This window comes from Cuneatibacter caecimuris, from assembly GCF_004216775.1.
GTDB classification, from domain to species: Bacteria; Bacillota; Clostridia; order Lachnospirales; family Lachnospiraceae; genus Cuneatibacter; species Cuneatibacter caecimuris.
This window is the reverse complement of the sequence record NZ_SGXF01000005.1, coordinates 138,426-163,581: the sequence shown is the minus strand read 5'-3', so window position 1 is coordinate 163,581 and position 25,156 is coordinate 138,426. Positions and strand designations below refer to the sequence as shown.

General features: G+C 49.6%; 25 protein-coding genes. 15 read left to right on the top strand and 10 right to left on the bottom strand.

Annotation, left to right across the window (positions count from 1 at the left end):
- Positions 1-65: 65 nt before the first annotated feature.
- The 6 genes from gcvH to EV209_RS12255 all read left to right on the top strand — a co-directional run bounded on the left by gcvH (position 66) and on the right by EV209_RS12255 (position 6,891).
- On the top strand, positions 66-443 hold the full coding sequence (gene gcvH / locus EV209_RS12280; protein ID WP_130435763.1) for a glycine cleavage system protein GcvH: 378 nt from the start codon (positions 66-68) through the stop codon (positions 441-443).
- A 26-nt stretch (positions 444-469) separates the two neighbouring features.
- Complete coding sequence (gene gcvPA / locus EV209_RS12275) at positions 470-1,795, top strand: aminomethyl-transferring glycine dehydrogenase subunit GcvPA (protein WP_130435762.1); 1,326 nt, start codon at positions 470-472, stop codon at positions 1,793-1,795.
- Positions 1,792-3,228: an aminomethyl-transferring glycine dehydrogenase subunit GcvPB gene (gene gcvPB, locus EV209_RS12270; RefSeq protein ID WP_130435761.1), complete on the top strand. Its 1,437-nt coding sequence runs from the start codon at positions 1,792-1,794 to the stop codon at positions 3,226-3,228. Before gcvPA ends, gcvPB begins: the two co-directional genes overlap by 4 nt.
- Positions 3,229-3,231: 3 nt before the next feature.
- Positions 3,232-4,227: a lipoate--protein ligase gene (locus EV209_RS12265; protein WP_130435760.1), complete on the top strand. Its 996-nt coding sequence runs from the start codon at positions 3,232-3,234 to the stop codon at positions 4,225-4,227.
- A gap of 7 nt (positions 4,228-4,234) precedes the next feature.
- Positions 4,235-5,608: a dihydrolipoyl dehydrogenase gene (gene lpdA, locus EV209_RS12260; RefSeq protein ID WP_130435759.1), complete on the top strand. Its 1,374-nt coding sequence runs from the start codon at positions 4,235-4,237 to the stop codon at positions 5,606-5,608.
- 71 nt (positions 5,609-5,679) lie between these two features.
- Positions 5,680-6,891, top strand: coding sequence for a helix-turn-helix transcriptional regulator (locus EV209_RS12255; RefSeq protein ID WP_130435758.1), 1,212 nt, complete (start codon positions 5,680-5,682; stop codon positions 6,889-6,891).
- 104 nt (positions 6,892-6,995) lie between these two features.
- Here the strand turns inward: EV209_RS12255 and EV209_RS12250 are convergent, their stop codons facing one another.
- Together EV209_RS12250 and EV209_RS12245 are read right to left on the bottom strand one after the other, a co-directional pair.
- Positions 6,996-7,289 (bottom strand): YerC/YecD family TrpR-related protein, encoded by a 294-nt coding sequence (locus EV209_RS12250; RefSeq protein WP_130435757.1) that lies wholly within the window; start codon positions 7,287-7,289, stop codon positions 6,996-6,998.
- Between the two features lie 97 nt (positions 7,290-7,386).
- On the bottom strand, positions 7,387-8,115 hold the full coding sequence (locus EV209_RS12245) for a phosphatase (protein ID WP_130435756.1): 729 nt from the start codon (positions 8,113-8,115) through the stop codon (positions 7,387-7,389).
- A gap of 184 nt (positions 8,116-8,299) precedes the next feature.
- Between EV209_RS12245 and EV209_RS12240 the strand changes: the two genes are divergently transcribed.
- The 7 genes from EV209_RS12240 to EV209_RS12205 all read left to right on the top strand — a co-directional run bounded on the left by EV209_RS12240 (position 8,300) and on the right by EV209_RS12205 (position 15,235).
- Positions 8,300-9,031 (top strand): DUF1266 domain-containing protein, encoded by a 732-nt coding sequence (locus EV209_RS12240; RefSeq protein WP_130435755.1) that lies wholly within the window; start codon positions 8,300-8,302, stop codon positions 9,029-9,031.
- A gap of 225 nt (positions 9,032-9,256) precedes the next feature.
- Positions 9,257-9,877, top strand: coding sequence for a TetR/AcrR family transcriptional regulator (locus tag EV209_RS12235; protein WP_130435754.1), 621 nt, complete (start codon positions 9,257-9,259; stop codon positions 9,875-9,877).
- A gap of 243 nt (positions 9,878-10,120) precedes the next feature.
- Positions 10,121-10,606 (top strand): hypothetical protein, encoded by a 486-nt coding sequence (locus EV209_RS12230; protein WP_130435753.1) that lies wholly within the window; start codon positions 10,121-10,123, stop codon positions 10,604-10,606.
- Positions 10,607-10,619: 13 nt separating this feature from the next.
- Complete coding sequence (locus EV209_RS12225; RefSeq protein WP_130435752.1) at positions 10,620-10,808, top strand: hypothetical protein; 189 nt, start codon at positions 10,620-10,622, stop codon at positions 10,806-10,808.
- Entirely contained in the window at positions 10,801-11,958 is a 1,158-nt protein-coding gene (locus EV209_RS12220) for a DUF1266 domain-containing protein (protein ID WP_165388921.1), read from the top strand. The genes EV209_RS12225 and EV209_RS12220 overlap by 8 nt, the downstream gene beginning before the upstream one ends.
- A 233-nt stretch (positions 11,959-12,191) precedes the next feature.
- Positions 12,192-12,938, top strand: a complete 747-nt coding sequence (locus EV209_RS12210; RefSeq protein WP_130435750.1) for a hypothetical protein — start codon at positions 12,192-12,194, stop codon at positions 12,936-12,938.
- Between the two features lie 422 nt (positions 12,939-13,360).
- Positions 13,361-15,235, top strand: a complete 1,875-nt coding sequence (locus tag EV209_RS12205; protein WP_130435749.1) for a heparinase II/III domain-containing protein — start codon at positions 13,361-13,363, stop codon at positions 15,233-15,235.
- A gap of 15 nt (positions 15,236-15,250) precedes the next feature.
- On the opposite strand, the gene EV209_RS12200 is transcribed toward EV209_RS12205, so the two are convergent.
- A complete protein-coding gene (locus EV209_RS12200; protein ID WP_130435748.1) occupies positions 15,251-16,396 on the bottom strand; it encodes a DUF2264 domain-containing protein in 1,146 nt (381 codons plus the stop codon).
- Positions 16,397-16,530: 134 nt separating this feature from the next.
- Between EV209_RS12200 and EV209_RS12195 the strand changes: the two genes are divergently transcribed.
- Entirely contained in the window at positions 16,531-17,403 is an 873-nt protein-coding gene (locus tag EV209_RS12195) for a helix-turn-helix transcriptional regulator (protein WP_130435747.1), read from the top strand.
- Positions 17,404-17,548: 145 nt separating this feature from the next.
- Here EV209_RS12195 and EV209_RS12190 read toward each other — a convergent pair whose 3' ends face one another.
- The 4 genes from EV209_RS12190 to EV209_RS12175 all read right to left on the bottom strand — a co-directional run bounded on the left by EV209_RS12190 (position 17,549) and on the right by EV209_RS12175 (position 22,208).
- On the bottom strand, positions 17,549-17,773 hold the full coding sequence (locus tag EV209_RS12190) for an aspartate dehydrogenase (RefSeq protein WP_165388920.1): 225 nt from the start codon (positions 17,771-17,773) through the stop codon (positions 17,549-17,551).
- Positions 17,770-19,446, bottom strand: coding sequence for a glycoside hydrolase family 13 protein (locus tag EV209_RS12185; RefSeq protein WP_130435745.1), 1,677 nt, complete (start codon positions 19,444-19,446; stop codon positions 17,770-17,772). The genes EV209_RS12190 and EV209_RS12185 overlap by 4 nt, the downstream gene beginning before the upstream one ends.
- Before the next feature lie 112 nt (positions 19,447-19,558).
- Positions 19,559-19,927, bottom strand: a complete 369-nt coding sequence (locus EV209_RS12180; protein WP_130435744.1) for a DUF3783 domain-containing protein — start codon at positions 19,925-19,927, stop codon at positions 19,559-19,561.
- A gap of 19 nt (positions 19,928-19,946) precedes the next feature.
- Positions 19,947-22,208: a hybrid sensor histidine kinase/response regulator gene (locus tag EV209_RS12175; protein WP_130435743.1), complete on the bottom strand. Its 2,262-nt coding sequence runs from the start codon at positions 22,206-22,208 to the stop codon at positions 19,947-19,949.
- 173 nt (positions 22,209-22,381) lie between these two features.
- On the opposite strand from EV209_RS12175, the gene EV209_RS12170 reads away from it, so the two are divergent.
- Positions 22,382-22,885, top strand: a complete 504-nt coding sequence (locus EV209_RS12170) for an SEC-C metal-binding domain-containing protein (protein WP_130435742.1) — start codon at positions 22,382-22,384, stop codon at positions 22,883-22,885.
- A gap of 106 nt (positions 22,886-22,991) precedes the next feature.
- Here EV209_RS12170 and EV209_RS12165 read toward each other — a convergent pair whose 3' ends face one another.
- The 3 genes from EV209_RS12165 to EV209_RS12155 form a co-directional block, all read right to left on the bottom strand.
- Positions 22,992-23,726: an NYN domain-containing protein gene (locus tag EV209_RS12165; RefSeq protein ID WP_130435741.1), complete on the bottom strand. Its 735-nt coding sequence runs from the start codon at positions 23,724-23,726 to the stop codon at positions 22,992-22,994.
- Positions 23,727-23,738: 12 nt separating this feature from the next.
- Positions 23,739-24,182, bottom strand: coding sequence for a MarR family winged helix-turn-helix transcriptional regulator (locus EV209_RS12160; RefSeq protein ID WP_130435740.1), 444 nt, complete (start codon positions 24,180-24,182; stop codon positions 23,739-23,741).
- 145 nt (positions 24,183-24,327) lie between these two features.
- Positions 24,328-25,074: a phosphotransferase family protein gene (locus EV209_RS12155; protein WP_130435739.1), complete on the bottom strand. Its 747-nt coding sequence runs from the start codon at positions 25,072-25,074 to the stop codon at positions 24,328-24,330.
- Between the last annotated feature and the right edge of the window lie 82 nt (positions 25,075-25,156).

The following is a 25,156-nucleotide window of genomic DNA, read 5'->3' as shown; positions in this document are numbered from 1 at the left end:
GTAAAAACAGCAGCTTTTAACCGAGGATATTAAAATTGTAAATACAAACACAAGGAGGCATATGTATGAACTTTCCAAAAGACTTAAAGTATTCCAAATCCCATGAATGGGTAAAGCAAGAGGGAACTCAGATTTTGGTGGGCCTGACTGACTACGCACAGGATGCGCTGGGCGATCTGGTCTTTGTTAATCTTCCCGAACCCGGTGATGCGCTGCGGGCGGGAGAAGCGCTGGGGGACGTGGAATCCGTCAAGGCTGTCTCCGATATTATTTCTCCTGTTGACGGAACCGTGGCAGAGATTAACGAAACCCTATTGGACGCCCCTGAAACCATCAATCAATCCCCCTATGAGGCCTGGCTGATCCGGGTAAAAGACATCTTCTCGGAAGAGGACCTGATGAATGCAGAAGAATATGAATCTTTCTGCGCTGCTCAGACGTAAACCCATACCAGGGGAGGTGAAACCATATGGGGAGTTATGTGCCCAATACTAAAAAAGAACAGGAAGAAATGCTGCGGGCCGCGGGATTTTCTTCCTTTGACAGGCTTTATGATGATATCCCGGCTGATGTAAGACTTAACAGGGAATTAAAACTGCCCTCAGGGCTTTCTGAAATGGAAGTGCGGAGTTCCCTGGAAGAAACCGGAAAGAAAAACCATGTATTTCCGCACATTTTCCGGGGAGCCGGGGCTTACAGGCACTATATTCCGGCTTTTGTCAAAAGCACTGTCTCTAAAGAGGCTTTTGTCACAGCTTATACGCCCTATCAGGCGGAGATCAGCCAGGGCCTGCTCCAATCCATCTTCGAGTATCAGACCATGATCTGCAGCCTGACTGGAATGGATGTATCAAATGCCTCTGTTTATGACGGAGCTGCAGCGGCAGCCGAAGCTGTGGCCATGTGCCGGGAACGAAAAAGAGACACCGTTTACGTCAGCGCTGCTGTGCAGCCTCAGGCGCTGTCCGTTATCCGCACCTACTGTGCGGGCAATGGTATCAAGCTTGTCCTTGTGCAGGAAAAAGACGGCCGTACAGATCTGGAAGCGCTGGATGCGCTGCCTGAGGAAGCTTTTGCCTGCTTCTATGTACAGCAGCCGAATTTTTACGGCTGTCTGGAGGACTGCAGCGCTATCGCCCGTATTGTCCATAATAAGGGCGGAAAGCTGATCCTGGGCTGCAATCCGATTTCTCTGGGCATCCTGAAATCCCCGGGAGATTACGGCGCGGATATTGCCGTAGGGGAAGGACAGCCTCTGGGAATGCCGCTTTCCTTCGGCGGCCCATATCTTGGATTCATGGCTGCCAGAAAGGAGCTGATGCGCAGGCTTCCCGGAAGGATCGTGGGCCAGACTGCAGATATAGACGGAAAACGGGGATTTGTCCTGACGCTGCAGGCCAGAGAACAGCACATCCGGCGGGAAAAAGCCAGTTCCAATATCTGTTCTAATCAGGCGCTCTGCGCGATGACCGCGGCCGCCTACCTTGCTGTCATGGGAGCCCGGGGCCTGGCCCGCGCTGCCGAAAGCTGCATGGCAAAGGCACATTATCTCCAGGAACAGTTGGAAAATGCAGGCTGCAGGCGGGTCCATCAGGGGCCTTATTTCCATGAATTCGTTACCGTCTGCCCGCCAGGGCTCTCTTCCCCCCAGATTCTGAAAGCCCTGGAGAAACAGGATTTCCTGGGAGGACTCCCCCTAGATGACAGCCGCATCCTGTGGTGCGCCACAGAGATGAATACCAAAACTGAAATCGATCAGTTGGTACAGATTATAAAGGAGGTGGCTGAAGCGTGAAGCTGATATTTGAACTAGGAACGGACGGACAGGGGACAGACCTTCTCCCGGAATGTGATGTTCCGAAAGCTGATCCCGGTCCTTTTGCCCGGTCTTCGGCTGTTCGTCTGCCGCAAGTTTCTGAAGTTGAACTGAGCCGCCATTATGCTGCTCTGGCCAGACGGGCGCACGGTGTATCCGACGGTTTCTATCCGTTAGGTTCCTGTACCATGAAATACAGCCCCAAAATCAATGAAGAGCTTGCTTCCATGAGAGAATTTACCGGCATCCATCCCCTGCAGCCGGAGGATTCCGTCCAGGGCTGCCTGGAAGTGCTGGCCCGCTGCGAAACCATGCTCTGTGAAATTACCGGCATGGATTCCATGTCTTTTCAGCCGGCCGCCGGCGCCCACGGGGAATTCACCGGCTTGCTCCTGATCAGGGCCTATCACAAATCCAGAGGCGATGAACAGCGCCGGAAAATCATTGTGCCCGATTCTGCTCATGGAACCAATCCCGCCAGCGCGGCAATGGCCGGCTACGAAGTGGTCAATCTCCCTTCCGGCCCGGACGGCTGTGTGGATCTGGATGCGCTGAAACAGGCGGCAGATGAAAAAACTGCCGGACTCATGCTGACCAATCCGAACACTGTGGGCCTTTTCGACCGCAATATACTGGATATTACCAAAATTATTCATGACGCCGGAGGCCTTTGCTATTACGACGGAGCCAACATGAACGCAATCATGGGGATTGCCCGGCCCGGGGATATGGGATTTGATATTGTACACCTGAACCTGCACAAGACCTTTTCCACTCCCCACGGAGGCGGCGGTCCCGGCAGCGGACCGGTGGGCTGCAAGGCCAGTTTATCCCGGTTTCTCCCAGGCTTTTTGCCAAATCCATGCGGCAGCCGCTATTCTCTGAAAAGACCTCCAAATTCCATCGGAGACGTCAAGGCCTTTTACGGAAATTTTCTTGTTGTGCTCAAAGCCTATGCTTACCTGCTGGAGCTTGGGAAAGAAGGGATCCCGGAAGCAGCAAGGAATGCTGTGCTCAATGCCAATTATATGATGTCGCTCTTAAAAGGCCATTTTCAAGCAGCATATGACCGGCCTTGTATGCATGAGTTTGTTATCACTCTGGAACAGGAGAAAAAAACATCTGGTATTTCTGCTGCGGATATTGCAAAAGCCCTGCTGGATCACGGCATTCATCCTCCTACCATGTACTTTCCGCTGATCGTGCAGGAAGCGCTGATGATTGAGCCCACAGAAACTGAGCCCAGGGAAACGCTGGAGGAAGCCGCAAAAGTCATGAACCAGATCCTGGATGAAGCACAAAAAGAACCGAGTACCATCCATTTACAGCCTCTCCATACTCCTGTCCGCAGGCTGGACGAGGTGGCTGCGGCCCGCAGACCAATCGTCTGTTACGAATATCCACAGGAGTAGGCCATGATTACGAAATTATCCACATATATTGCCCCGGACACAGATCCTTTCCTGAATCTCGCTGTGGAGGAATTTCTCACATTCCACTTTGAAGCAGGAGAATGTATCCTGTATCTGTGGCAGAACCACAGAACCGTGGTGGTGGGAAGGAACCAGAATCCATGGAAGGAATGCAATATACCCCTCCTGGAAGCCGACGGAGGCCGGCTGGCCAGAAGGCTTTCCGGAGGAGGGGCTGTCTACCATGACACCGGGAACCTGAACTTCACCTTTATCCTGTCCCGGCAGGAAGCTGATATCCTCCGGCAATTATCCGTAATTTTGAGCGCATTAGCTTCTTTAGGAATCCAAGCTGATCAGACCGGAAGGAACGATATTGTCATGGCAGGAAGGAAATGTTCCGGCAACGCCTTTTACCAGTCCGGCAATGCTTTTTTTCATCACGGTACCCTCCTGCTGAATACTGACACGGAGGAAATGTCAAAATACCTGACAGTATCTGCCGGCAAGCTGCAGTCAAAAGGGGTGGATTCGGTCCGTTCCAGGGTAGGCAACCTGATTGAGCAAGCCCCCTGGCTGACCATTCAGTCTCTGGAACGGGCTCTCATTCAGGCCTTTGAAAAAGTTTACCGGCTGCCCTCCCAACCACTGCCGCCCAACCGTCTGGAAAAAGACAAAATCGAAAAAATCAGAAAACTCCGCAGCTCCTGGCAGTGGCGTTTTGGACGTCCCCTTTCCTTTACCATGGAGCTGTCCCACCGTTTTTCCTGGGGAAGCCTGGAACTGGCTCTGCAGGCAGATTCCGGACGGATTTTGGATGCCAGGCTGTATTCCGACGCCATGGAGCAGGCCTGGTTCTCCCAGGAATGCTCTGTTTTGCACGGATGCCCCTGCCAGGGCGCTGAGATTTCACAAAGGCTGTGCAGCTGCCTGGCAGAACAAAACGTCCCAGGCCCTGTTCTGGAAGAGATCCGGATCTGGCTGAAAGAGGCGATATAGGAGGAAAATTATGGATTTGTATGATCTGATTGTAATAGGAGCCGGCCCCGGCGGATATGAGGCCGCCCTGGAAGGCGCGTCTCTGGGAATGAAAACTGCTCTGGTGGAAAAAAATGAAGTGGGGGGGACCTGCCTCAACCGGGGCTGTATTCCCACCAAGTCTCTGCTCCATGCGTCCGGCTTGTTCCGGGAAATGAAGAACGCCTGTCTCTTTGGCCTTTCGGCAGAACAGGTATCCTTTTCCCTGGAATCCATACAGCGCTATAAAGAGGAAAATGTCAGGAAGCTGCGGCTGGGGATTGAACAGAGGCTGGGCAAACAAAAAATTACGCTGTTCCGCGGAACCGCCGCCGTCACCGGCCCGCATGAAGTCAAAATTTCCGGTAAGGAAGAACAGGTCATTGAAGGCCGCCTAATCCTGGCAGCCCCCGGTTCCGTCCCTTCTGTTCCGCCTGTTCCCGGCGGGGACAGCCCTCTTGTAATGACCAGCGATGAATTGCTGTCTTACCAGGGCCCAGTTTTTTCCCGGCTGCTGATCATCGGCGGCGGAGTGATTGGCATGGAATTTGCTTCTGTCTTCCAGGCGCTGGGCAGCCAGGTAGTTGTGCTGGAAGCAATGGACCGGATTCTGGCAAATTTTGATAAAGAACTCAGCCAGAGCCTGAAAATGCTGATGAAAAAGCGAGGTGCAGAAATCCACACCGCCGCGCAGGTAATTTCCCTGCAAGAGGCTCCGGGAAATAAGGTCTTATGCCATTACAAAGAAAAAGAGCATACCCTCTGCCTGGAAGCTGACGGGGTTCTGTTTGCAACAGGGCGCAAACCCTGTATCAGCGGGCTTTTCTCTCCAGGCTGCCGGCCTGCAATGGACCGGGAATGCCTTCTGACTGATGAAAATTTCCGAACCAGCATCCCTTCCATATATGCGGTAGGCGACGCCACAGGAAAAATTCAGCTTGCTCATGCGGCTGCGGCTCAAGGGATCTGCGCTGTCCGCCATATGGCGGGAAAAGCACCCGCAATCCGCCTGGATATCGTCCCGTCCTGCGTCTACACCGATCCGGAAATTGCTTCCGTCGGAATGACGCTGGAAAAAGCCATTGCTGCAGGCATTGACGCGCAGAGCCGGAAATATCCCATGTCTGCCAATGGAAAATCTGTCCTCACCCTTCAGGAGCGGGGTTTTGTAAAAGTTGTTTATGACCGGGAAAGCCATAAAGTGCTGGGCGCTCAGCTGATGTGCGCCAGAGCGTCAGATCTCATCAGCGAATTTACTTCCGCCGTGGCCCATGGGTTTACCGTGGAACAGATGGCAGAGGTGATCCGTCCTCATCCCAGTTTCAGTGAGGGGATTTCAGAAGCTGTAAATTTATGTTTATAGCGCTGATATCTTCATAATTGCTGCTCCGGCCATATCTGGATGAAAAATAGTTAACCAGAAGGATAGGCAAAATGGACGTGAAAGACAAGATGGCCTTTTTTCAGGAATTGATTAACTGCAATTATAAAATATATTTTTGGAACTATACGCCGGAGATGACGCTGATTGAGACAAACTGCCCTGCTGCCCTTATAGCAGGCAATGCCGTTTCTTTGCTGAATTTTTCTGGTTCACTGAAAAAATATATACAGGATGGCGGACGGTATCCTTTTATTTTGGAAACTGCTCTGAATATGCTCTATATCGCCGGTTTTCTATACCAGGATCGGCAGCTGGAACAGATCTGCCTGCTGGGGCCTGCATTTACGGGGCGGAATTCTCATCTGTTGTTTAAAAAGGAACTGGATCAGCGCGATCTTTCTGCTAAACTGCGCTCTGCTATTTTCCGGCAGATTGGGGAGGTCCCCATCATACCGTCTGCCCAGCTGTTTCAGTATGCTGTAATGTTCCACTACTGTCTTACCGGGGAAAAAATCACTTCTAACGAGATCCAGTTTCCTTCCGGGGAGTCATCCACTGCTTTTGATGAAATCCAGCTGGTCTCTGAAGAACACTATGGAATCTGGCTGGCGGAGCAGGCCCTGCTGCAGATGTTCCGGGAGGGAAATCCAGATTATAAAAGAGCGCTGGAGCGTACCAGCTTCCTGAACGGCGGAATACGTTTTGACACCGGTGATTCACTCCGCCAGCAAAAGAACAGTGTGATCATCCTCCTGGCCCTCTGTTCCCGGGCTGCAATGGCAGGCGGTCTGAATCCTTCTATTGCTTATTCACTGAATGATTATTATGTACAGATGCTTGAAGACTGCAAAACTATTTCAGCGCTCAGCAGTCTGACCAGGACTATGATGGATGATTTTATCCAAAGAGTCCGGGATTCCAAAAAAGAAAGTTCTTTATCCAGACAGATAAAATGTATCCGCGATTATATCTCCATGCATCCGGCAGAAAAATTCTCCATATCGGAGCTGGCTGGCCGCACTGGATACACAGAATATTATTTTTCCCATAAATTCAAGAAAGAAACTGGGGTAAGCGTAGCGGACTACATCCGGAATGTTAAAATCAGGCAGGCAAAGCTGCTGCTATCCGGCACACAGATGAGTATCCGCGAGATCAGCAATGAACTGGGATTCAGTTCCAGCAGCTATTTCTCTTCTACCTTCCAGAAGCTCTCCGGCCTTTCTCCCAGTGAATACCGAATGAAAAATTCAAAGCTGTGAGCCTGCGAAGAAGCTTTTCCATTTAGCAGCTTTTTTTCGTAAATAAAACAGCCGGCCTCTGAATATGCTTCAGCCGGCCGGCCTCCTGTGATCGCTGCTGCTATCTATTTATCTTCCGGTAAACGTTTGAACACCATGTCATATCCGTCATTGCCAAAATTCAGGCTGCGGTTCACGCGGCTGATTGTCGCTGTAGACGCCCCTGTCTTTTCTGCAATTTCCAAATAAGTCTTTTTCTGGCGCAGCATTTTTGCCACTTCAAATCTCTGGGACAGAGACAAAAGCTCATTTACAGTACATATGTCCTCGAAAAAGGCATAACATTCATCCTGGTTCTCCAGCGTAAGAACAGCGTCAAACAGCATGTCCACCGCAGGCGTCTTAATTTTTTTGTTCATTTCCTTCCTCCCTGTCGCACGGCTGCTTCTTTCGTCCGCCGCACTACCATTCTCCGCAGATAGTTTATCATATTAAAGTTGCGAAGTAAAGAGATTTTTACTGTTTCCGATAAAGAAACTTCTCAAATTTTTCGGGATTTCCATTGACCACCAGTTCTTCCGGAAAACCAATCTCTTCAAACACACCCGATGCATTCTCATGAGCGCCCACTGCTGTCCTGAAATGGGCGTCGCTGTCCACCACCACCGGAACCTGATAGCGCATGCAGTAATCCAGCATTATCTTATAATTATCTCTGGCGCCCATGCGGTAACTGCCGGGATTCATGGAGCTGTTGTTCACCTCCAGCAGCACGCCCTTTTCCTTTGCCGCCTGTACAAGGGCCAGGTAGTCCAGCGGAAAACGGCTGTCGTCAGGATGGCCGATGATATTGACAAAAGGGTTGTCCATGGCCCTCACCGCAGCTTCCGTATTTTCCTCTCTGCTTCCATATTTCAGGCAGGGGCGGTGCATGCTGGCTATACACAGATCAATGCGTTTGAGGGTGGGGACCGGGAGGTCCACGGTTCCTTTATAATCTATAATATTCAGCTCCGCCCCCAGCAGCAGGCGCACGCCGAATTTCTCCTGATAATATTCCCTGCTCACCGCTTTCAGGTTCTGGAAATAAAATTCCTTGCAGCTGCCCGGCATCAGGGGAGCATGTTCTGTTATCCCCAAAACCGCAAGTTTTTTTTCCGCAGCCGCCTCAACCATCTCTGTCATTGTACTGTAAGCATGGCCGCTGGCCAGCGTATGGGTGTGCGCGTCTAATAAATATTCCATCTATAATTCCTCCATAAAACCGGCTGTTATACCTCTTCCTTTACTCAGACAGTATAGCACGGCAAAAGAAAAAAAGAAACCTGAACTTCCTGTCTGATATTTAAAATCAGTGAAAAATATAGTATAATACATTTATACATTATGCGCACCCGGCTGATGTAAAATTACAAAAAGGAGAAAAATAATGATATCTGCAAAAAAAATTTCCGCCGCAGTCTGTATCACCGCTCTGTCTCTCCTGACGGGCTGCTCCTCTCAGGCAAAAACCTCGGATACCGTTCTCTGGATGAACGGAACCTACGCAGTCCTGACAGAGCTGAACAATGGAGATTACACTTTATTGGGAGGCATGAAGAATAGTAGTTTAAATCAAAAAGTAGAAATCAAATCTCTGGAGGATTGGTGGGAAGTGACGGACCGGGAAAGCGCGGAGGAAACACTGGACTGGCTTCTCACCGAAGGCCACCGCACTGATTTTGCTTCCCTGATGCAGTCGCTGGAAGAGCAGGGAGCTTCTGAACTGACTGAGGATGAGCTTGTTTCCGCCCTTTCAGAAGCTGCGGAAGATGAGGAACAAGGGAAATATTTGGCAAAATCATATGCCGATTATCTGGAATATGGAGAAACGGCTATCGACGGCTGGGATTACTGCAGGGCTATGTCCCTTTTGGGCAGCTATTATATCGCCGGATATTACACGGAACAGGAAGCCTTGGACCAGTCCATGGAAATTGCGAAAATCATCCAGAGCAGCTTTACCTCCTGGGATGAACTGATGGACAGCTACTTTCGCGGTTATGAATATTGGTCCAGCGAAAGCAGCCAGGAACGAAGAACAATATATGAGGATATTAAGGGTAAGGAAAACAGCCCCTATCAGCTGGACTGGAACCTTTCTCTGGAGAAAACCTGGTGATTCTTTACTGTTTTAAAGTTGCTCAAACCTGCGGCTCATTCCTGCCCGGCATTTTTACCAGCAGGATAAGAGCTGTCATCAGCGCTGCAAGGAAAACCATGATAATGATTGACCAATTAATTATGATAAATAGCTTATCTGGCGTAGCGTTCTCCAAAAGAGCGCATGACATTTCCCTGCTGCTGTGGTAAACTGTTGGTATCTCAACAAAAAGGCGGTGAGGCTATGTCAAAAAAGGGCTATTCCAAGGAAGAACGGGAGCAGGTGGGGCGGGATTTGCTGGAGGTGGGGCTGGAAATGCTGTCCCAGCGGGGGCTGAAAGGTACCACCCTCCAGGACATCCTACAAGCTGTTGGCATCTCCAAGCCGTTCTTTTACGGAAACTATTATACCTCCCTGGCCGAGCTGGTGATCCACATCATCAACTACGAGATCACGCTTTTGCTCCGGGAAGTACAGCAAAGCGCGAAAAACCATGATATGAGCTTGGAAGAAATGATTTATCACTTTTTGGATATGGTCACACATAGCCGCCAGCACCATTTCTTTGTGATGACCCAAGAGGAGGAGATGTGGGTATATAAGCATTTAAACCCGGAGGAGATTGAAACTTATCAGCAGGGGCAGGCGCAGTTTTATGAACAGGTGCTGGCTCTCTGGCAGATCCCTCAGGAAAAATGCACCCCTAAGGAGTTGGGCAATCTGATCCTCTCCGTCATCCTGATTTACAACTCGGCGGCCCGGTCTCTCCCGTTCTTCTTCCCGGAGGAATTGGAGCGGACGGCCCAGGCCCAGGCAACCGCCCTTTCCCGGTATCTGGCCTCACTGGCCGACACCGACAAATAACAGCACGCGGCGCATCGTCCAAACGGTGCGCCGTTTTTCTATGTGCGGGGGCTTGCTTTTTTTCAAGTGTTCAGGTATAATCCAATTAAATACTATCGCAATTGTAATCGTAATTAAGATACTTGCGGTCACACTGGTCACAAGCGGCTGAGAAGTTAGCGGGTGTTGGTGTGAAGTATATTTGTGTCTTTGATCCAAAGGCATAAAATCATTCTAAAATATTAGCATGGGAGGATTTTTAGCATGGGACTGTTTGGAAATCTGTTTAAGGGGCCTCAAGTAGATATGGCAAAAAGTGATGCCAACCGTAAAAAAATGCGTGTTCTGTTCAACCAGGTGGTAGAAAACGGCGGCGACTACAAAATCCTATTTGGCTACACGGAAGACGTTAGCCGTTTCAATTATGGTATTGTCCACGGCAGCAAAACTAAGATCGGCAATCTGATCGTAGGCTGGAACGAGGCCAGTCAGACCATTGTTGTAATTCCTACTGTTCCCGATCTGTCGGGCTGCGGTGACGCCACTTTCTATCGACAGAGCGACATTTTGAAGGCATATCAGAACAAGTTCCCCACGGACGAATTTATTATTTACCCGGACAGGAAGGGTTATATCGGGATTGGTGTCTGTGAATGGCTGGAGGACGAGAAACTGTATGTCTATGTTTCCCAAGATGAGGAGGTAAAGGCGTTCACCGATTTCTTCTTGAAGCAGTTCCAGAAGAAATAAGGGGGGTGCTTTCATGTCATGGGGACAAATTGGAGCTGTGCTGGCCGTGCTGGTGATCGTATTCGTCGCCGGAAACCTGTGGTTTCATTTTGTGGAAGCAATATTTTGCCAACTAAAAAAATGGTGTTTCAAAAATAAAAAGCCGACCGCGTGGCACACCCTGCCGCCGGAACAAGAATTGGAGGGAAATGAGGATGGTTGATCTAGATGAAATTAGAAAACGTGCACAGGCAGCAACGGAGAAAGCGGCCGAGTCGCTTCAAAAGTCAATAGAGGAAAGTAATAAGCATATTGAGCAGATGCGGAAAAAATTAAACGTTTCCACAGAGCCTGACGACGCTGCACAGGGTGGAACCGCTCAATCCGCCGCTGACGCACAGCAGCAGGTCGAGCTATTAGGGAAAATGTTTAGCCCGGAAATGATCCAGCAAACGGTAGACCAGAAAGTTGCTGAGGCTGCCGCTCTCGGGGTTGACGGCCTTATGAGGCAGATGTTTGGTGAAGATATGGGGATTATTTCTGCCGCCTTGGAAACGCTGGACATGGAGGACGAAGAGGATGCGTCTGAGGAACGGGAACTTGATCTCGCATTGGAACAGGAACTCTATGCCCTTTTGGATCAAAAGATGGCGCAGCTCGAGGCTCTCCCGGAAACTGAACCTGTCACATACCCTAAAAATCCCCCTCAATGGAGACATTTTGGTATCTTACTTTCGGGTATGATTTCCAAGCTAAATAACCATGATTTGGACGGCATGGACGTGGAGCTGCATACCCCGGTTATGGAACAGCAGATTGTTTCCTTGGTGCGGCGTTCCTGGGGGATCAATGGCCGCAGTGAATTATTGGACACCATTCGGTATTTAAGCCAAGAGGGCTATGAGCTTCGGTATCAAATCTATTGTGACGCAGACACCGTAGAGCAAGTGCTTGATGAATCCATGGACAAGGAAGATCGGGAGTCTGCTTGCCGTGGATGGCGGTTTGCACAGCATTATAAAGCGCGTTATGTCCCCCGCTTTATGACCGGCTGGGATGTCGGACGGGCAGCTATGCTGACCCGCTGGGGTTATTTTCTCGGCTGGATCACCGAAGGCGAAGCGGAGGGGGTTTTATGGGAACTTTCTCAGCGTGCGGTGGAAAGTCTGCATAGCTGGCGTGAATTTTCAAGCTCTTACTTGTTCGGCGGCCTGATGTGGAAGTTGCTTTGCGGTGACAGCGCGGCTGAAAGCTATCTTGGTTATCTGACGGATGCCGCCATTGACTTGCTTACCGGAAAGGCGGAAGATAACGAGGGACAATGGAAAGAGTGTCCTTGGCCTGGGGCGCGGAAAATTGGATTTCAAGGATGAAATTCAATTGTTTCTGACTTCAGTGGCGCTGTTTCTGCTGGGGCGATCTTCGGTTGGAAATGGGTCTGCGATCTTCAGGGTAAAAATACGTGGGGCTTTCGTGCCTCCGTCTATCGGCATTTTGGCGAGAAGGGATATCGCATCCTGCAAGGCTCGGCGGAATTGTTATCATCCTGTGCAGCGTGGTGCTATGGGTACTCATGTAAAATCAATTTTGGAAAAGGAGATTAATTATGGGATTGTTTGGATTTGACCCGGTAAAAGAGGCAGGCGGCTGGGAAGCCGCTATGACCGAGGAAGAGATTGCCGAGATGGAAAAAAAAGGCTACGATATATCTTCTGCCCGTGGCAAGCAGGCGGAAATCGCCGCACAGGAGGAGACCAACGAGGCCGCCTTTGCGGAACAGCGCCAAGCCACCGCCTTACCCACGGATTTAAACAAGCTAACGCCTTACCGCTCTACGCCCCGCAGTACGGAAAGCGGCTTTTTCCGTGACGTGGCCGGAAAAGCGCCCCTGTTTGGCAAAGACAAATGGCGTAATAAATTCGCCAATGCCCCCTTGATCTACGGCGCGGTGGTACAGGCCAACAGTGATCTATGGCTCCCCGGTACAGAGGAGTACCTTCCGGCTGTTTTTGTGTTCGCCCTGGACAGCGCCCATATTTATGATGTTGAGTGGCTGACGGCCACGGCTGAGGCCATCAGCGAAATGAAGGTGAGTGACGCCGTTCCCGCCGACTGCCGGGAGTTCATCCACATCCTGCGGGACGATCAGAGCGAGTTCTGCTTCCCGCTGGGAGCCTCTCTGGCTGGTAGCGCGGACGCATGGTGCGTCACCTTTAAATTTGACAAGCAGGCGATTCTGCCCGGAAATCGGCTGCCGGAGGATGGGATCGTGCCGTTCCTGCTGGAGGCCCAGCCGGAAAAGCAGATGCCCATTCAACTCTCCCCGATTCCCGGCAAATATTATTCGGCGTAATATTTTACAGAGCGCTTCGGGCAACTGTGGCCTGAAGCTGACAAAACAGTACGATAGCCCCAAAGGCGTCGTGCTGTTTTTTGATTGGCTGCTTATGGCAGCCAAAATGGAAGCCAAGGGCAGGTGGAACGGCTATCACATCCCATGCTATTATTTAGCCGGAAAAGGAAACGTGCCAAAAGAAACTTAACGAAAAAATACAGCGGTAACGGAAAAAACCGGGCTTGCCTTGATAAAAACTTATGTTAAAAAAACCCAGGTGTCTTTTTTCACATGATAATATGTTATTTTACTATCATATTTATTGTAATTTATTTCATGGAATAGGAAATAAAAAGATGATATAATTTAAATGAATATACAAATTAGTATTTTATCTCTAAATTTTTCCACAGCAAAGCATTCGCTTTAGGAGGGGCTTTATGAAATTAAAAGAAGTCAAGTGGCGCGAGGAGGCACTGGATCCATCGGCGCTGAAGCAGCAGATGACAGACCGGGCATTCTGGGATCATCTGCCAAAGCAGATGCGTCAGCATCTCATTCAGGCAGGCGAAGAATGCCTGCGTTTCGCCTATCCGCCCATACGGGCTACAGATTTTATGGAAATCGTCCGCACCGGAAACCGCCAGATTTTTGAAACGCCGTATTTTAGCCGAAGGGTTGCGCTGGAAAAGTTGGTTTTTGCTGAATGCGCGGAACACGAGGGGCGTTTTCTTAACGACATCATAAACGGAATTTACTGCATCTGTGAAGAGACCTGCTGGCATCTTTCCGCCCACAATTTCCGCGTCCGGGACAGTCAGCCCGGCGTCCTTCCTGATCCGGCATCTCCTATCATCGACCTGTTCGCGGCTGAAACCGGCGCTCTGCTGGCAATGACAGGGACGTTGCTGAAAGAACAGCTGAATGAAATCAGCCCTCTGATTTTAAATAATATCACCTGTCAGCTTCGCCGCCGCATCATTCAGCCTTATTTGCAGGAATATTTTTACTGGATGGGGGACGGCAAGTGCCTGATCAACAACTGGACTCCCTGGTGCACTGCCAACATGCTTCTGACCTTGTTTTTTGCAGAGGACGTCTCTCGGGAGGAACAGGAAGCAGGCATACATAAGGCTTTGCAGAGCCTGGATTATTTTCTGGATGTATACGGCGAAGACGGAGGATGCAATGAGGGATCCAGTTATTATTCCCATGCTGCCGGAAAGTTGTTTCAAGATCTCTGGATTCTGAACGCAGTGACAGGAAATGCTTTTGCCGCAGCATGGAAGGATTCCAAAATAAGAAATATGGCGGCATACATTTATCATGCCCATATCAGCGATTGCTGGTATGTAAACTTTGCAGACGGAGACGCCCGTCCCGGCAGGCGGGGCGCGACAGAGTATTTGTTTGCGAAAATGACTGAACAGCCTGATATGATGGCCTTCGCGGCTCTGGATTTTCAGAAAAGCGTATCCGAAAGGGGTCTGGACCTGACCGGAGGGATTTACAACAATCATCTGAACAACCCCCTGAAGGTCTTTCTCGGAATCGCTTATTATGAGGAAATGATGAATTTCCGCGGGGAAGCGCCGGCGCCGGCGGATGTATACTATGAGATTGCGGGACAATGGATCGCCAGGGACAGCCGTTTCACAATAGCCGTGAAATCCGGCTGCAATGCGGACAGCCACAACCACAATGATGTGGGGCATTTTATTGTTTTCCGGGACGGCAGGCCGATGTTCATTGACGCGGGCGTCCAGACATACACGCTGAAAACCTTTACTGACAGGCGCTATGAAATCTGGACCATGCAGTCCCGGTATCATAATCTGCCTACTTTTGGCCCGGATGAAAGCTTCGGTGCTTCTGGAGATATCGGCATGTCTCCCTCCGGCCTGCAGCAGCAGGCCGGGGCAGTATACCGGGCGGAAGATGTTAGGGCCTCTCTGAATCCGGAAACCGCCTCAATCTCCATGGAACTGGCCGCAGCCTACAATGATCCCCGGGTCAGCTCTTACCGCAGGTCAGTGGTCCTGGAAAAAGGCAGGCAGCTGACCATTACCGACCGGTATCAGGGAAGCGCACAGCCTGCCGTCCTCACTCTGATGACCTGGGAAAAACCTGTCTGGGATGGCCGCAGGCTCACTGTTGGCAGCGCGGGTTCCTGTCTGATCTCAGGAGCAGAGGATCTCCGGACAGAGCGTATTTCCATTGAGGATTCCAGAATGAGCAAAACCTGGGGGAACGCGATTTACCGCACCCTGGTGACTATAACAGGCGAGGAAATCTCCCTGGTCATTCCTGAATAGCCTGATCTAAAGTTTTCAAACCGAGATTGCATGGTCTGCCGGAAGGTCCGCTCCATTCCAGATCTTTTTAGCAGTCCAGTCAGTTTCCGGACTGTTCCAGAAAGGGTCTTCAGGATTCAGGCCCAGAGGAAGGAATACGGCGCTGCAGAGGTAAAGGCTGCCGCGGTTGATATAGGTTTCCGCAAGGCCAGGCTGGCAGCCAAACACGCCGGGAAGGAGCCATCCTTTCCCATCAAACATATTATCTGCGCTCATGATGCGGCAGATCACCGCAGTCAGCGCACAGCGCACCTGGGCCGGCGTCACTTCAGGTTCCAGAAAATGCTGAAGCGCAGCCTGTGACAACAGCTGAAAGGCTCCAAAACGGTAGCAGATGGAACGTCCGATAATCGGATAGGTTCCGTCTGCTCCGATCAGCCTTTCCAAAATAGAAGAATACCTGGCTGCCCTGGCCGCTACCGCAGGCTGAAGCTGCGCAAGCTCTTCTGACAGAGGCGCAAACGTATTCAGCACATCCACATACATAGGCTGTATGACAAAGCTGTTATAATAGTCCCAATGAAACGCAGCGCCGTCCCCATAGAGCCCGTCTCCCTGATACCAGTCCATAAAAGCCCTGGCCGCATAAGATACCCGAAGCATGTCGTAATCCTGTGCGCCCAGCCGAAACAGCGCTGCCTCCACCATGGCTGAAAAGAAAATCCAGTTGCTGGGTCCTGGCGTGATCTTTCTGGAAGAACGAAGCGCGCGGACCAGATTGTCTTTTACTCTTTGGTCCAAGCCGCCGATTAAGGTTTTAGGCGCGCGGACCAGCGCGTGGGATAAAAACGCAGCGTCAACCAGAGGCTGGCCCCCATGGTCAAAAACCATAAAATCAGGTGACTGAGGATCTGTGGCAGCGTCCAGCGCTTTCAGAGCCATGCCTGCAAATTCATGCTGCAGCTCTTTTTCTTCCCCCTCAAGGCCTTCCGCCTCCAGCCATGGCGCTATGCCGCACAATGTTCTCCCAAAAGCCTCCAGCATAGCAAATTCTGATCTCTCTGCATGAAAGTCCAATGGAAGCGTGCTGTGCAGCTTTCTCCGGCTCAGATTGTCCAATACCGGGCGGGCTATTCTTGTCATTGCATCCACCCATACTTTCCTCTGTTCTTTTCCTGTCATAGTTTCCTCCTTTTGCAAAATGTTTCTTGTATTTTTCTGTATTGTATCATATAATATCAGACAGTTCCAAGCGTATATTGGCACAAAACACGCGGATCTTGCTATAACTTTATACAAAATGAGTCGGAGATTTTATGGATGCAAAGCGCGCCGCCGTGTTGCGGCACAGTAATTATTTTGAAGAAATGCAGGCAGTTGTGTCTGTCGGCCACAGCAATATGGCAGAGCCTGCCACAAGAACCAGAGATTATCATTTTCATAATAATTATGAAATTATATTGTTTCTGCAAGGGAATGCAGAAGCCTATGTAGAGCAGAGCCGCTATCCGCTGGAGAGAGGAAGCCTTTTTGTGGTCAACAGCCGTGAAATCCACAAAATCCATACATTGGACGGAAGCTCTTATGAACGCATTGTGATTCATTTTCCTCCGGTACTGATACAAGAGATGAATACCAGGCGGACTGATCTGCTGTCCTGTTTTCACAGCCATTCGCCTGGTTCAGGAAATGCCGTCCTTCTGTCCGGAGATCAAATAGATATTTTCCTGACACTGGCAGGGAAATTATCCGCTGCTCTGACAGATAAGAACTATGGCCAGGATCTCCTGGTCAACGCATACCTGGCTGAGATCCTGATCATGATCCATCGTATTTTTGAACAGACCGGCGCGCTTCAGGCGCTTCCCATCGGAACCGTTGTATCAAAAATCATGGAATATGTGGATGAACACCTGGGTGAAAAAATCAGCCTGGACCGCGTGGCAAAGGATTTTTCCCTCAGCAAATACTATCTCGGCCACCTGTTCCGAACCCAAACCGGCGGGTCTCTGTATCACTATATTCTGTTAAAAAAAATTGCTGCTGCCCGGCAGATTCTTTCGGATGGGGGATCTGTAGAAGAAGCCGCCGAGCAGACAGGTTTTATGGATTATAATAATTTTATACGCACCTTCAAGCGCTATACCGGCGTCACCCCCGGCAGGTTCAGAAAATTGCCCAGGCAATGACAGAAATAAAGAGGGAATCCGCGAAAAGGCGGCAGATAAAACGGAGATGGTTCCATGCCTTACGGCTGTAGCCACCTCCGTTTTATCTGCCGCATCTTTACCTGAGGGGATTTACGGGCCCGGTTGAAATGGTGCTGTCTTTATACTACCATTCTTTTTTAATTGCCTCTTCTCTAATCCCAAATTTCCTGCACAATTCTTTTAATTCCTCATCTTTTCTAATACAGGCTACCTGTTCCGTCTCGCCGGTTTGTTTATTTCGGAACCCCAGAGTCTTTTCCCCTGTGCAGATGCTTATCATCAGTACCGGCGTCTGAATAGCAGGATCATATTTCAGCTGGTCCTTTCTCCTCCGGCCAAACATAGTCACTCCTTTTTTTCTGCCGCGAAAGCCTCGTAAGGGCGAAGAGTTACTGATTCATTCAATTCGGGAGCGTCATAATTGGAAATCAGGCAGTCCCCTCCCCGGAATTCCTCCGGAACCTCGTACCGGACTTCATGATCTGTAAAATTACACACGGTCAAAAGTTTCTCGTCTCCCAGCGTCCTGGTATAAGCGTATATTTCTTCTGATTCAGGCAGCAGCAGATCATAGCTTCCATATACCACAATCTCACGCTCTTTACGCAGGCGGATCAGCTTTTGATAGTAATGGAACACAGAATCAGGGCGGTTCATCTGTTCTTCCGCATTGATCTCTTTATAGTTAGGATTCACCATAATCCATGGCGTCCCTGCCGTGAACCCGGCCTGGCTGCCGCTGTTCCACTGAAAAGGCGTCCGCGCATTATCCCTGCTCTTGCGGCGCAGGTACTTCAGCATCTGTTCCTCAGTAAATACCCCCTGCCCCACCAGCTCATGATAGGCGTTAACGCTGTCCAGATCCCGGAAGTCGTCAATGGATGAAAATGGCACATTGGTCATCCCCAGCTCCTGTCCCTGATAAATATACGGCGTGCCCTGCATCAGATGCAGGCAGGTAGCCAGCATCTTGGCGGATGCCTCCCGGTATTCTCCGTCATTCCCATATCTGGATACAGAGCGCGGCTGATCGTGGTTCTCCCAGAACAGGCTGTTCCAGGCAATTCCCTCCAGGCCCTTCTGCCAGCGGGTCAGCACTTCTTTCATCTCAGAGAGGCGCATTTTCTTATCAGTCCATTTATTGCCGGCCTCTGCATCCACATCCATATGCTCAAACTGAAATACCATATTCAGCTCTGTTCCCTCAGCATTGGCGTACTTCTTCGCTTCTTCCAAAGTCACTCCGGAGCATTCCCCCACAGTCAGGGTGTCCGCATTATTCAGGACTTCCCGGCGCATTTCCTGCAGGTATTCATGAACGTGCGGCCCGTTGGCAGGCATATTGAAACTGGCGTAACCATTCAGTTCTGCCGGTCCGTCCGGAAGGTCCGGCTCCTTGGAAATCAGGCTGATCACATCCATCCGGAACCCGTCCACGCCCTTTTTCAGCCACCAATTCATCATGTCAAACACTTCCCGGCGCACTCTGGGATTGTCCCAGTTCAGATCCGGCTGCTTCTTGGAAAACAGATGCAAGAAATACATCTGGGTCTGCTCATCCCATTGCCAGGCAGGTCCGGAAAAACAGGAACCCCAGTTATTCGGTTCTTTTCCGTCTCTGGCCGGACGCCAGATATAATAGTCCCTGTATGGATTGTCTGTGGATTTTCTGCTTTCCACGAACCAGGGATGCTCATCGGAAGTATGATTCACCACCAGATCCATCAAAATCTTGATTCCGCGGTCATGAGCCGCGGCAAGCATCCTGTCAAAATCTTCCATGGTTCCGAATTCTTTCATAATCGCCTGATAATCGCTGATATCATACCCATTGTCATCGTTGGGCGACTGGTAAACCGGGGACAGCCAAATTACATCAATTCCCAGTTCTTTTAAATAGTCCAGCTTTTCCGTAATCCCGTTCAGGTCTCCCACTCCGTCCCCGTTGCTGTCCTTAAAACTCCTGGGATAGATCTGATAAACCACGCTCTCTTTCCACCAGGCCTTATCCTTTATGCACATAAAATTACCCTCCTGCTTTTCTGTATTTTATCCATTATAGGGCAGCCGGCCCAAAACTGTCAACGCACAATTTTATACAGCCGGTGTACTATTTCCCTTTCCTCGCCCGGCATTACAGCTCCGACATCTTCTGATGTTCCTGTACCAGCTCCGCAAAAAGCTGCCCGCCCGTCCAGGTCTGGTTGGATGCTGTGAGCACTGCTTTATAAGGAATCCTCAGCCCGTTCCTGCGCAGGGCAAGAAGCACTTCATCCAGCCGCGCCCCCGTCAGGCCTGCCATCACCAGCATAGGCGCAGTCACCCCGGCCTCTTCTTCCGCAGATACCTTCCCTTCTTTCAGAATTCCCGCCAAAGCGCCCACCGGCATGCCATACTCTTCCGGCGGCACTTCTCTCAAACGCACCCGCAGGGGCAGCAGCGCCCGGATCAGCTTCTGTTTCTCTTCACTGTCAAAATGATAGTATAAAATCGCCTCTCTCATTTCTGTTCTCACTTTCCACTTAATTCACTGGCCTAAAATTATCAGGCTTCCTGATTTCTTCCAATACCCTTCTGATTTCTTCCAACTCAAAGGGCTTATTCAGATGTCCATTCATCCCATATGTCAGGCTGCGCTTCATATCTTCTGCAAAAGCATTTGCAGTCATGGCAAAAATCAAAACCTGAGAGGAATCTTTTCTCGTAAGGGCTCTGATCTTCTCAGTAGCCTGATATCCGCTCATTTCCGGCATCTGCACATCCATGAGGATCAGGTCAAACCAGCCCTCCGGCGAGCTTTCAAACGCTTCTACAGCCAGGCGCCCATTGTCCACAATCTGCAGCTCTGCCCCTGTAGGTTTCAGAAGCTCCTGCATAATTTCCTGATTCAGCTCATTATCCTCAGCAATCATGATATGGTGTCCTTCCAGCCTGCAGGTGGACAGGTCAGTATAGTTCCCGCCTGCAGACATGCTGTCTTTCCTGTCTTCTTTCAGATTATCCTTTACTCTGCCCAGGGGGATTTCACATACAAAGACACTTCCCATTCCCTGTGTGCTGGAAACTGTGATGTGACCGCCCATCATTTCCACAAAATGTCTTGATATGGCCAGGCCCAGGCCTGTTCCTCCATACTGGTAAGAAATATCCACGTTTTCCTGTTCAAATTCCAAAAATATTTTGTCCAGGTTTTCTGATGCAATACCTCTCCCTGTGTCCTCTACCTCAAACCGCAGAACCTGCTCCCTCTGAGATTCTCCTGCAAGAGAAATGCGAAAAATTATCTTTCCCCCTTCAGGGGTAAATTTCAGAGCATTGGACAGCAGATTCATCATCACCTGCTTCAGCCTGAGGGCATCTCCCCGCAGCACCTGATCAATATCATTTGAGATTTCTGTCATAAATCTGATTTTGTGTTCCAGCGCCTGTCCTTCTGTAATTGTACGCACGGACTCCACAAATGTATCAAAGTAAAATGGCTCCGCCTTCAATTCAATTTTTCCGCTCTCGATTTTGGACATGTCCAGCACATCATTAATCAGGGCCAGAAGATGCCTGGAAGACAGGCTGATCTTTCGCAGGCAATCCGCTGTTTTCTCCGGGTCTTCTGCATTTTGCTGCGCCACCATGGTCATGCCGATCACTCCGTTCAAAGGCGTCCGCATTTCATGAGACATCCTTGAAAGGAATTCTCCCTTGGCCCGGCCGGCTTCTTCCGCCCGGTTCAGCGCGGCTTCCAGCGCCTCTTTTGACTGCAGTGTCTCCGTTTCATCCGCCAAAACGATGATATAGCAGTCATTCTGGTCCTGGTCCAGATGATAGGCCTGCAGTTCCAGCACCATAGCACGCCCGTTCCCGGGATTTATATAGTGCAGTATTATGCTCCAGTAACTCCGCTCCCTGTTTCGGAAAAGTGATTCCAGTTTTTCCCGTTCACCGGCCGGCAGCTGCTTATAAAATTCTTCCATCCCGGAGAAGAGCAGCTCTGAACCAATTCCTATTATACGCTCACTGTTTTCTGAAATAAAATTTTTACGTCCCCTATGCAAATCATAAATCATGAAAACGTAATCTATAGTTTTTGCCAGCTGATCAAACAGATAATTTTTACTGATAATCTCTTCGTTCTGCCTGCGCATCAGTATCCGGTAAACCATCAGCACTGCCAGAACAGCCAGAACAGAGATCCCCGAAAGCCACAGCATTACTGCCCGGATCGACGATGCCTTATCATAATATATATCAAAGCTTTTTTCCCCGACAGCAATAATCCTGTCCAGCCGGTCTTCCAGCTGCGTATAGCGCCACAGCAGCCTGGACCGGCAGTATTCAGTTATTTCATCCGTGCTGGGGGAACCGTTTTCCACAAAATCCAGAAAATCTTCCTGCACCGTCTCAAGCCTGTTTAAATGCTGTCCCACAATCTGTATATCAGCTTTCTTACCCAGGTACTGGCCTTCAATTACACTCAGCTCATTCCTCGCATATTGCATATCCTCCGCCAGCTTTTCCCGCACCACTTCAGCCAGACCCCTGGAGTTCTCATACAGCAGCCGCTCCGACTGAATGCGCATATCAGTTACCCGAGTCTGCATCTCCCCGGCAGACAGCACCACCTGAAACGGATGCGCTGAAATCAGATCCAGTTGCTTCATCAGACGGCTTGTACTGACTGCAGCCACTGAAAATATAATGAGCAGTAAAATGAGCAGCAGGCCCCCGGCGGCAATTGAAAGATTCCGGATACGCTTCACTTTCTCCACCACCGGCTTCCTCTTTCCCATATGTTTATCTCCTTAAGAAAACAAATCCTTACTTTTTATTCTACTCCCTCATGAGAGGTTTGTAAAGGATATGCCTGCGAAATAGCACTTTACAAACAGCCATAAACCCGATATACTAACAAAAGAGCTGTTAGTCAGCAAAATTAAAAATACAGACAAAGGTGGAATTCACTATGACTTTACTGGAACAGTGGAGAGGGACGGCCTACAATGAAAACGCCTCCCGCCAGGAATACGAAACATTCTGGAACAATTATTTTGCCATTGAAAAAAATATGTATGAGGCTCTTCTGGCTGAGGAACAGCCTGTAAAAGGAACTGTAAAGGAACTGGCAGACAAGTATGGCGTTGATGTAATGGCCATGACTGGTTTCCTGGACGGCATTGATGAGAGCCTGAAAACCGCCAATCCCATCGAAACAATGGATGAGAATACAGAAGTCTCACTGGAATATGAGCCCGAAAAGCTGTATTACAATATGGTGGAAGCCAGAGCCAGCTGGCTGTATGAATTGCCTCAGTGGGATTCCCTGCTGACGGAAGAGCGCCGTAAAGAGCTCTATAAAGAGCAGAAATCTTCCACAACCATAGTAAAAGGCCCGAAAATCGGCCGCAATGATCCCTGCCCCTGCGGCAGCGGCAAGAAATATAAGCATTGCTGCGGGCGGAATAAGTAATTGAATTTCCGGAACACAGCAGAACTGTATGAAATATTTTTGGCGGAGAGCATATCTATGGATATTCTCTCCGCCATTTTAATGCATAAGAAAGCGATGACATTTATCACTGTTTAACCCTAAAATAAACAAGCTGCACATTGTTTCCCGCACTGGTCCTCTCTCTGCGCACTTCAAACACACCCAAAGATTCCACAAAGGGAGTGAACTTAATGAATCCGAAATTACGCTCATCGAAATCAGGATAGCGTTTCGTAAGCTGATTTTTCAGTTCCGCAGAAAAAATCCAGCCGTCGTCGTCAGAACACTCCATAGCGATATTGCGGATCACCCGTCTGAAATGTTTCTGTTCTGTATTATTCCTGCTCTGCTTGATCTCCTTACTGATCTCCGGCTTATCGGCGCTCTTGGCAAGCAGGTCCAGATATTTGAACTGGTTACATGCGGATATAAAAGGCTTGGGTGTTTTGCTCTCGCCCATTCCCACCACGTACTTGCCTGCCTCACGGAGGCGGGCCACCAGCCGGGTAAAATCACTGTCAGAGGACACGATGCAGAACCCGTCAACCGTCCCGGAATATAATATATCCATTGCGTCAATGATCATGGCTGAATCCGTGGAGCTTTTCCCCTTGGTATAGCTGTACTGCTGGATCGGAATAATGGAATTATCCAGCAGCACCGCTTTCCAGGAAGCCAGCTGAGGGTTAGTCCAATCCCCGTAAATCCTTTTATATGTGGCAATCCCGGACTTCGCCGTCTCATCCAGAATGATTTTTATATATTTATCAGATATATTATCTGCATCAATTAAAATTGCAATCCGTTTTTCTGCCTCCACAACACCTCTCCTTTATTGTTCATATTTTTTCTGGAAATATTCATTCAGGCGTTCCAGAACGCCTGCCAGAAGCTCCCGCTCCTGCTCATTGAGATGGTCCGTAATACCTGCGATCATCTCCTGATGAAATGCCTCATGATGCCGGTAGGCAGCGACTCCCTGTTCTGTCAATGAGATATAGACCACCCTCCGGTCTATTTCACTGCGCCGGCGGTGCACATACCCTTTTTTTACCAGCCCGTTAACCGCAATGGTCAGCGTCCCTACCGTCACGCCCAGCTGCTTTGCGATGGAGGACATGTTCTTGGGCCTGTCCAGACCGATACATTCGATTATGTGCATATCATTGGTGGAAATATCTTTGAACTCCTCTGTAATCAGGCATTTCCTCTCAATTCCCATAATCTGGTTGAAAAGCTTGACCAGCGTTGTATTCAGCGCACTGTATGTGTCCATTCTCACCTCCGGGCTGCCTCATCAGGCCTTGTTAATATATTTATTATAAACGATTTCTCTGCAGGTTACAACAGCTTTTCCGCATCAAAAATTCCGGGCGTCCTTCAGGCCGCCCGGAATTTGTAAATAAAGAAAACTGTCATAATTACTCGTAATCCACTACATCCAGCCAGCGCATCAGAAGTTCCTTCTCCTGCGGGCGCTTCTTGGTCAGCTGAGCGGCAGCCACAATAGGCAGCCATTTCTGTACATAGGTTTTGGCAGTTTCTGTTTTTTCACAGAACATCTCCAGATACTCATCCGCCGTCTTTTGATCTTCAAGAGCCAGGAGCAGATATGTTCTGGCGGCGTCCGCGCTGGCATTGCCCTGCGCGGCATGTACCCAGTCTATGATGTAATATTTGTCTCCCTGCACAATAATATTCTTCGGCTCAAAATCCCCGTGGCACAGTTTCAGGTGTTTGGGCATTCCATCCAGCCTGGTCTGCAGGTCATACCTGGTGATATCGTCCAGCTCTTTGACAGAATCAATCTGGCGCGCCAGCTTCTCTTTCAGCCGGTTCAGCAGCGGGCATTTCTTACTGTTTACCTCAATCTGCAGGTCCACCAGTTTCTCCAGATATTCCCGTTTTTTCTCCGGATGTTCCTCCATCAGCTCCGCCAGAGTCTTCCCCTCTATGTACTCCTTCACGATGGTCCATCTGCCGTCCTCCACTGTAACAGCCAGAACCTTGGGTATATTGAGGTCTGTTTCCTCCACACGGGCGGTATTCATTGCTTCATTCAAAACCTCCGCTTTGGGAAATCCTGGTTCAAATGATTTATATGTTTTATCTCCAACCCGGTAAATTTCCTTTTGGTCTCCTTTTGCAATTAAAACTTTTTCGCTCATGATAGTTCTCCTTTCTGTCTGTGCCCTCTTATTAAGTCAGGATAGTTTCAAATCTAATAAGTATATTTTAATACATTTTCCC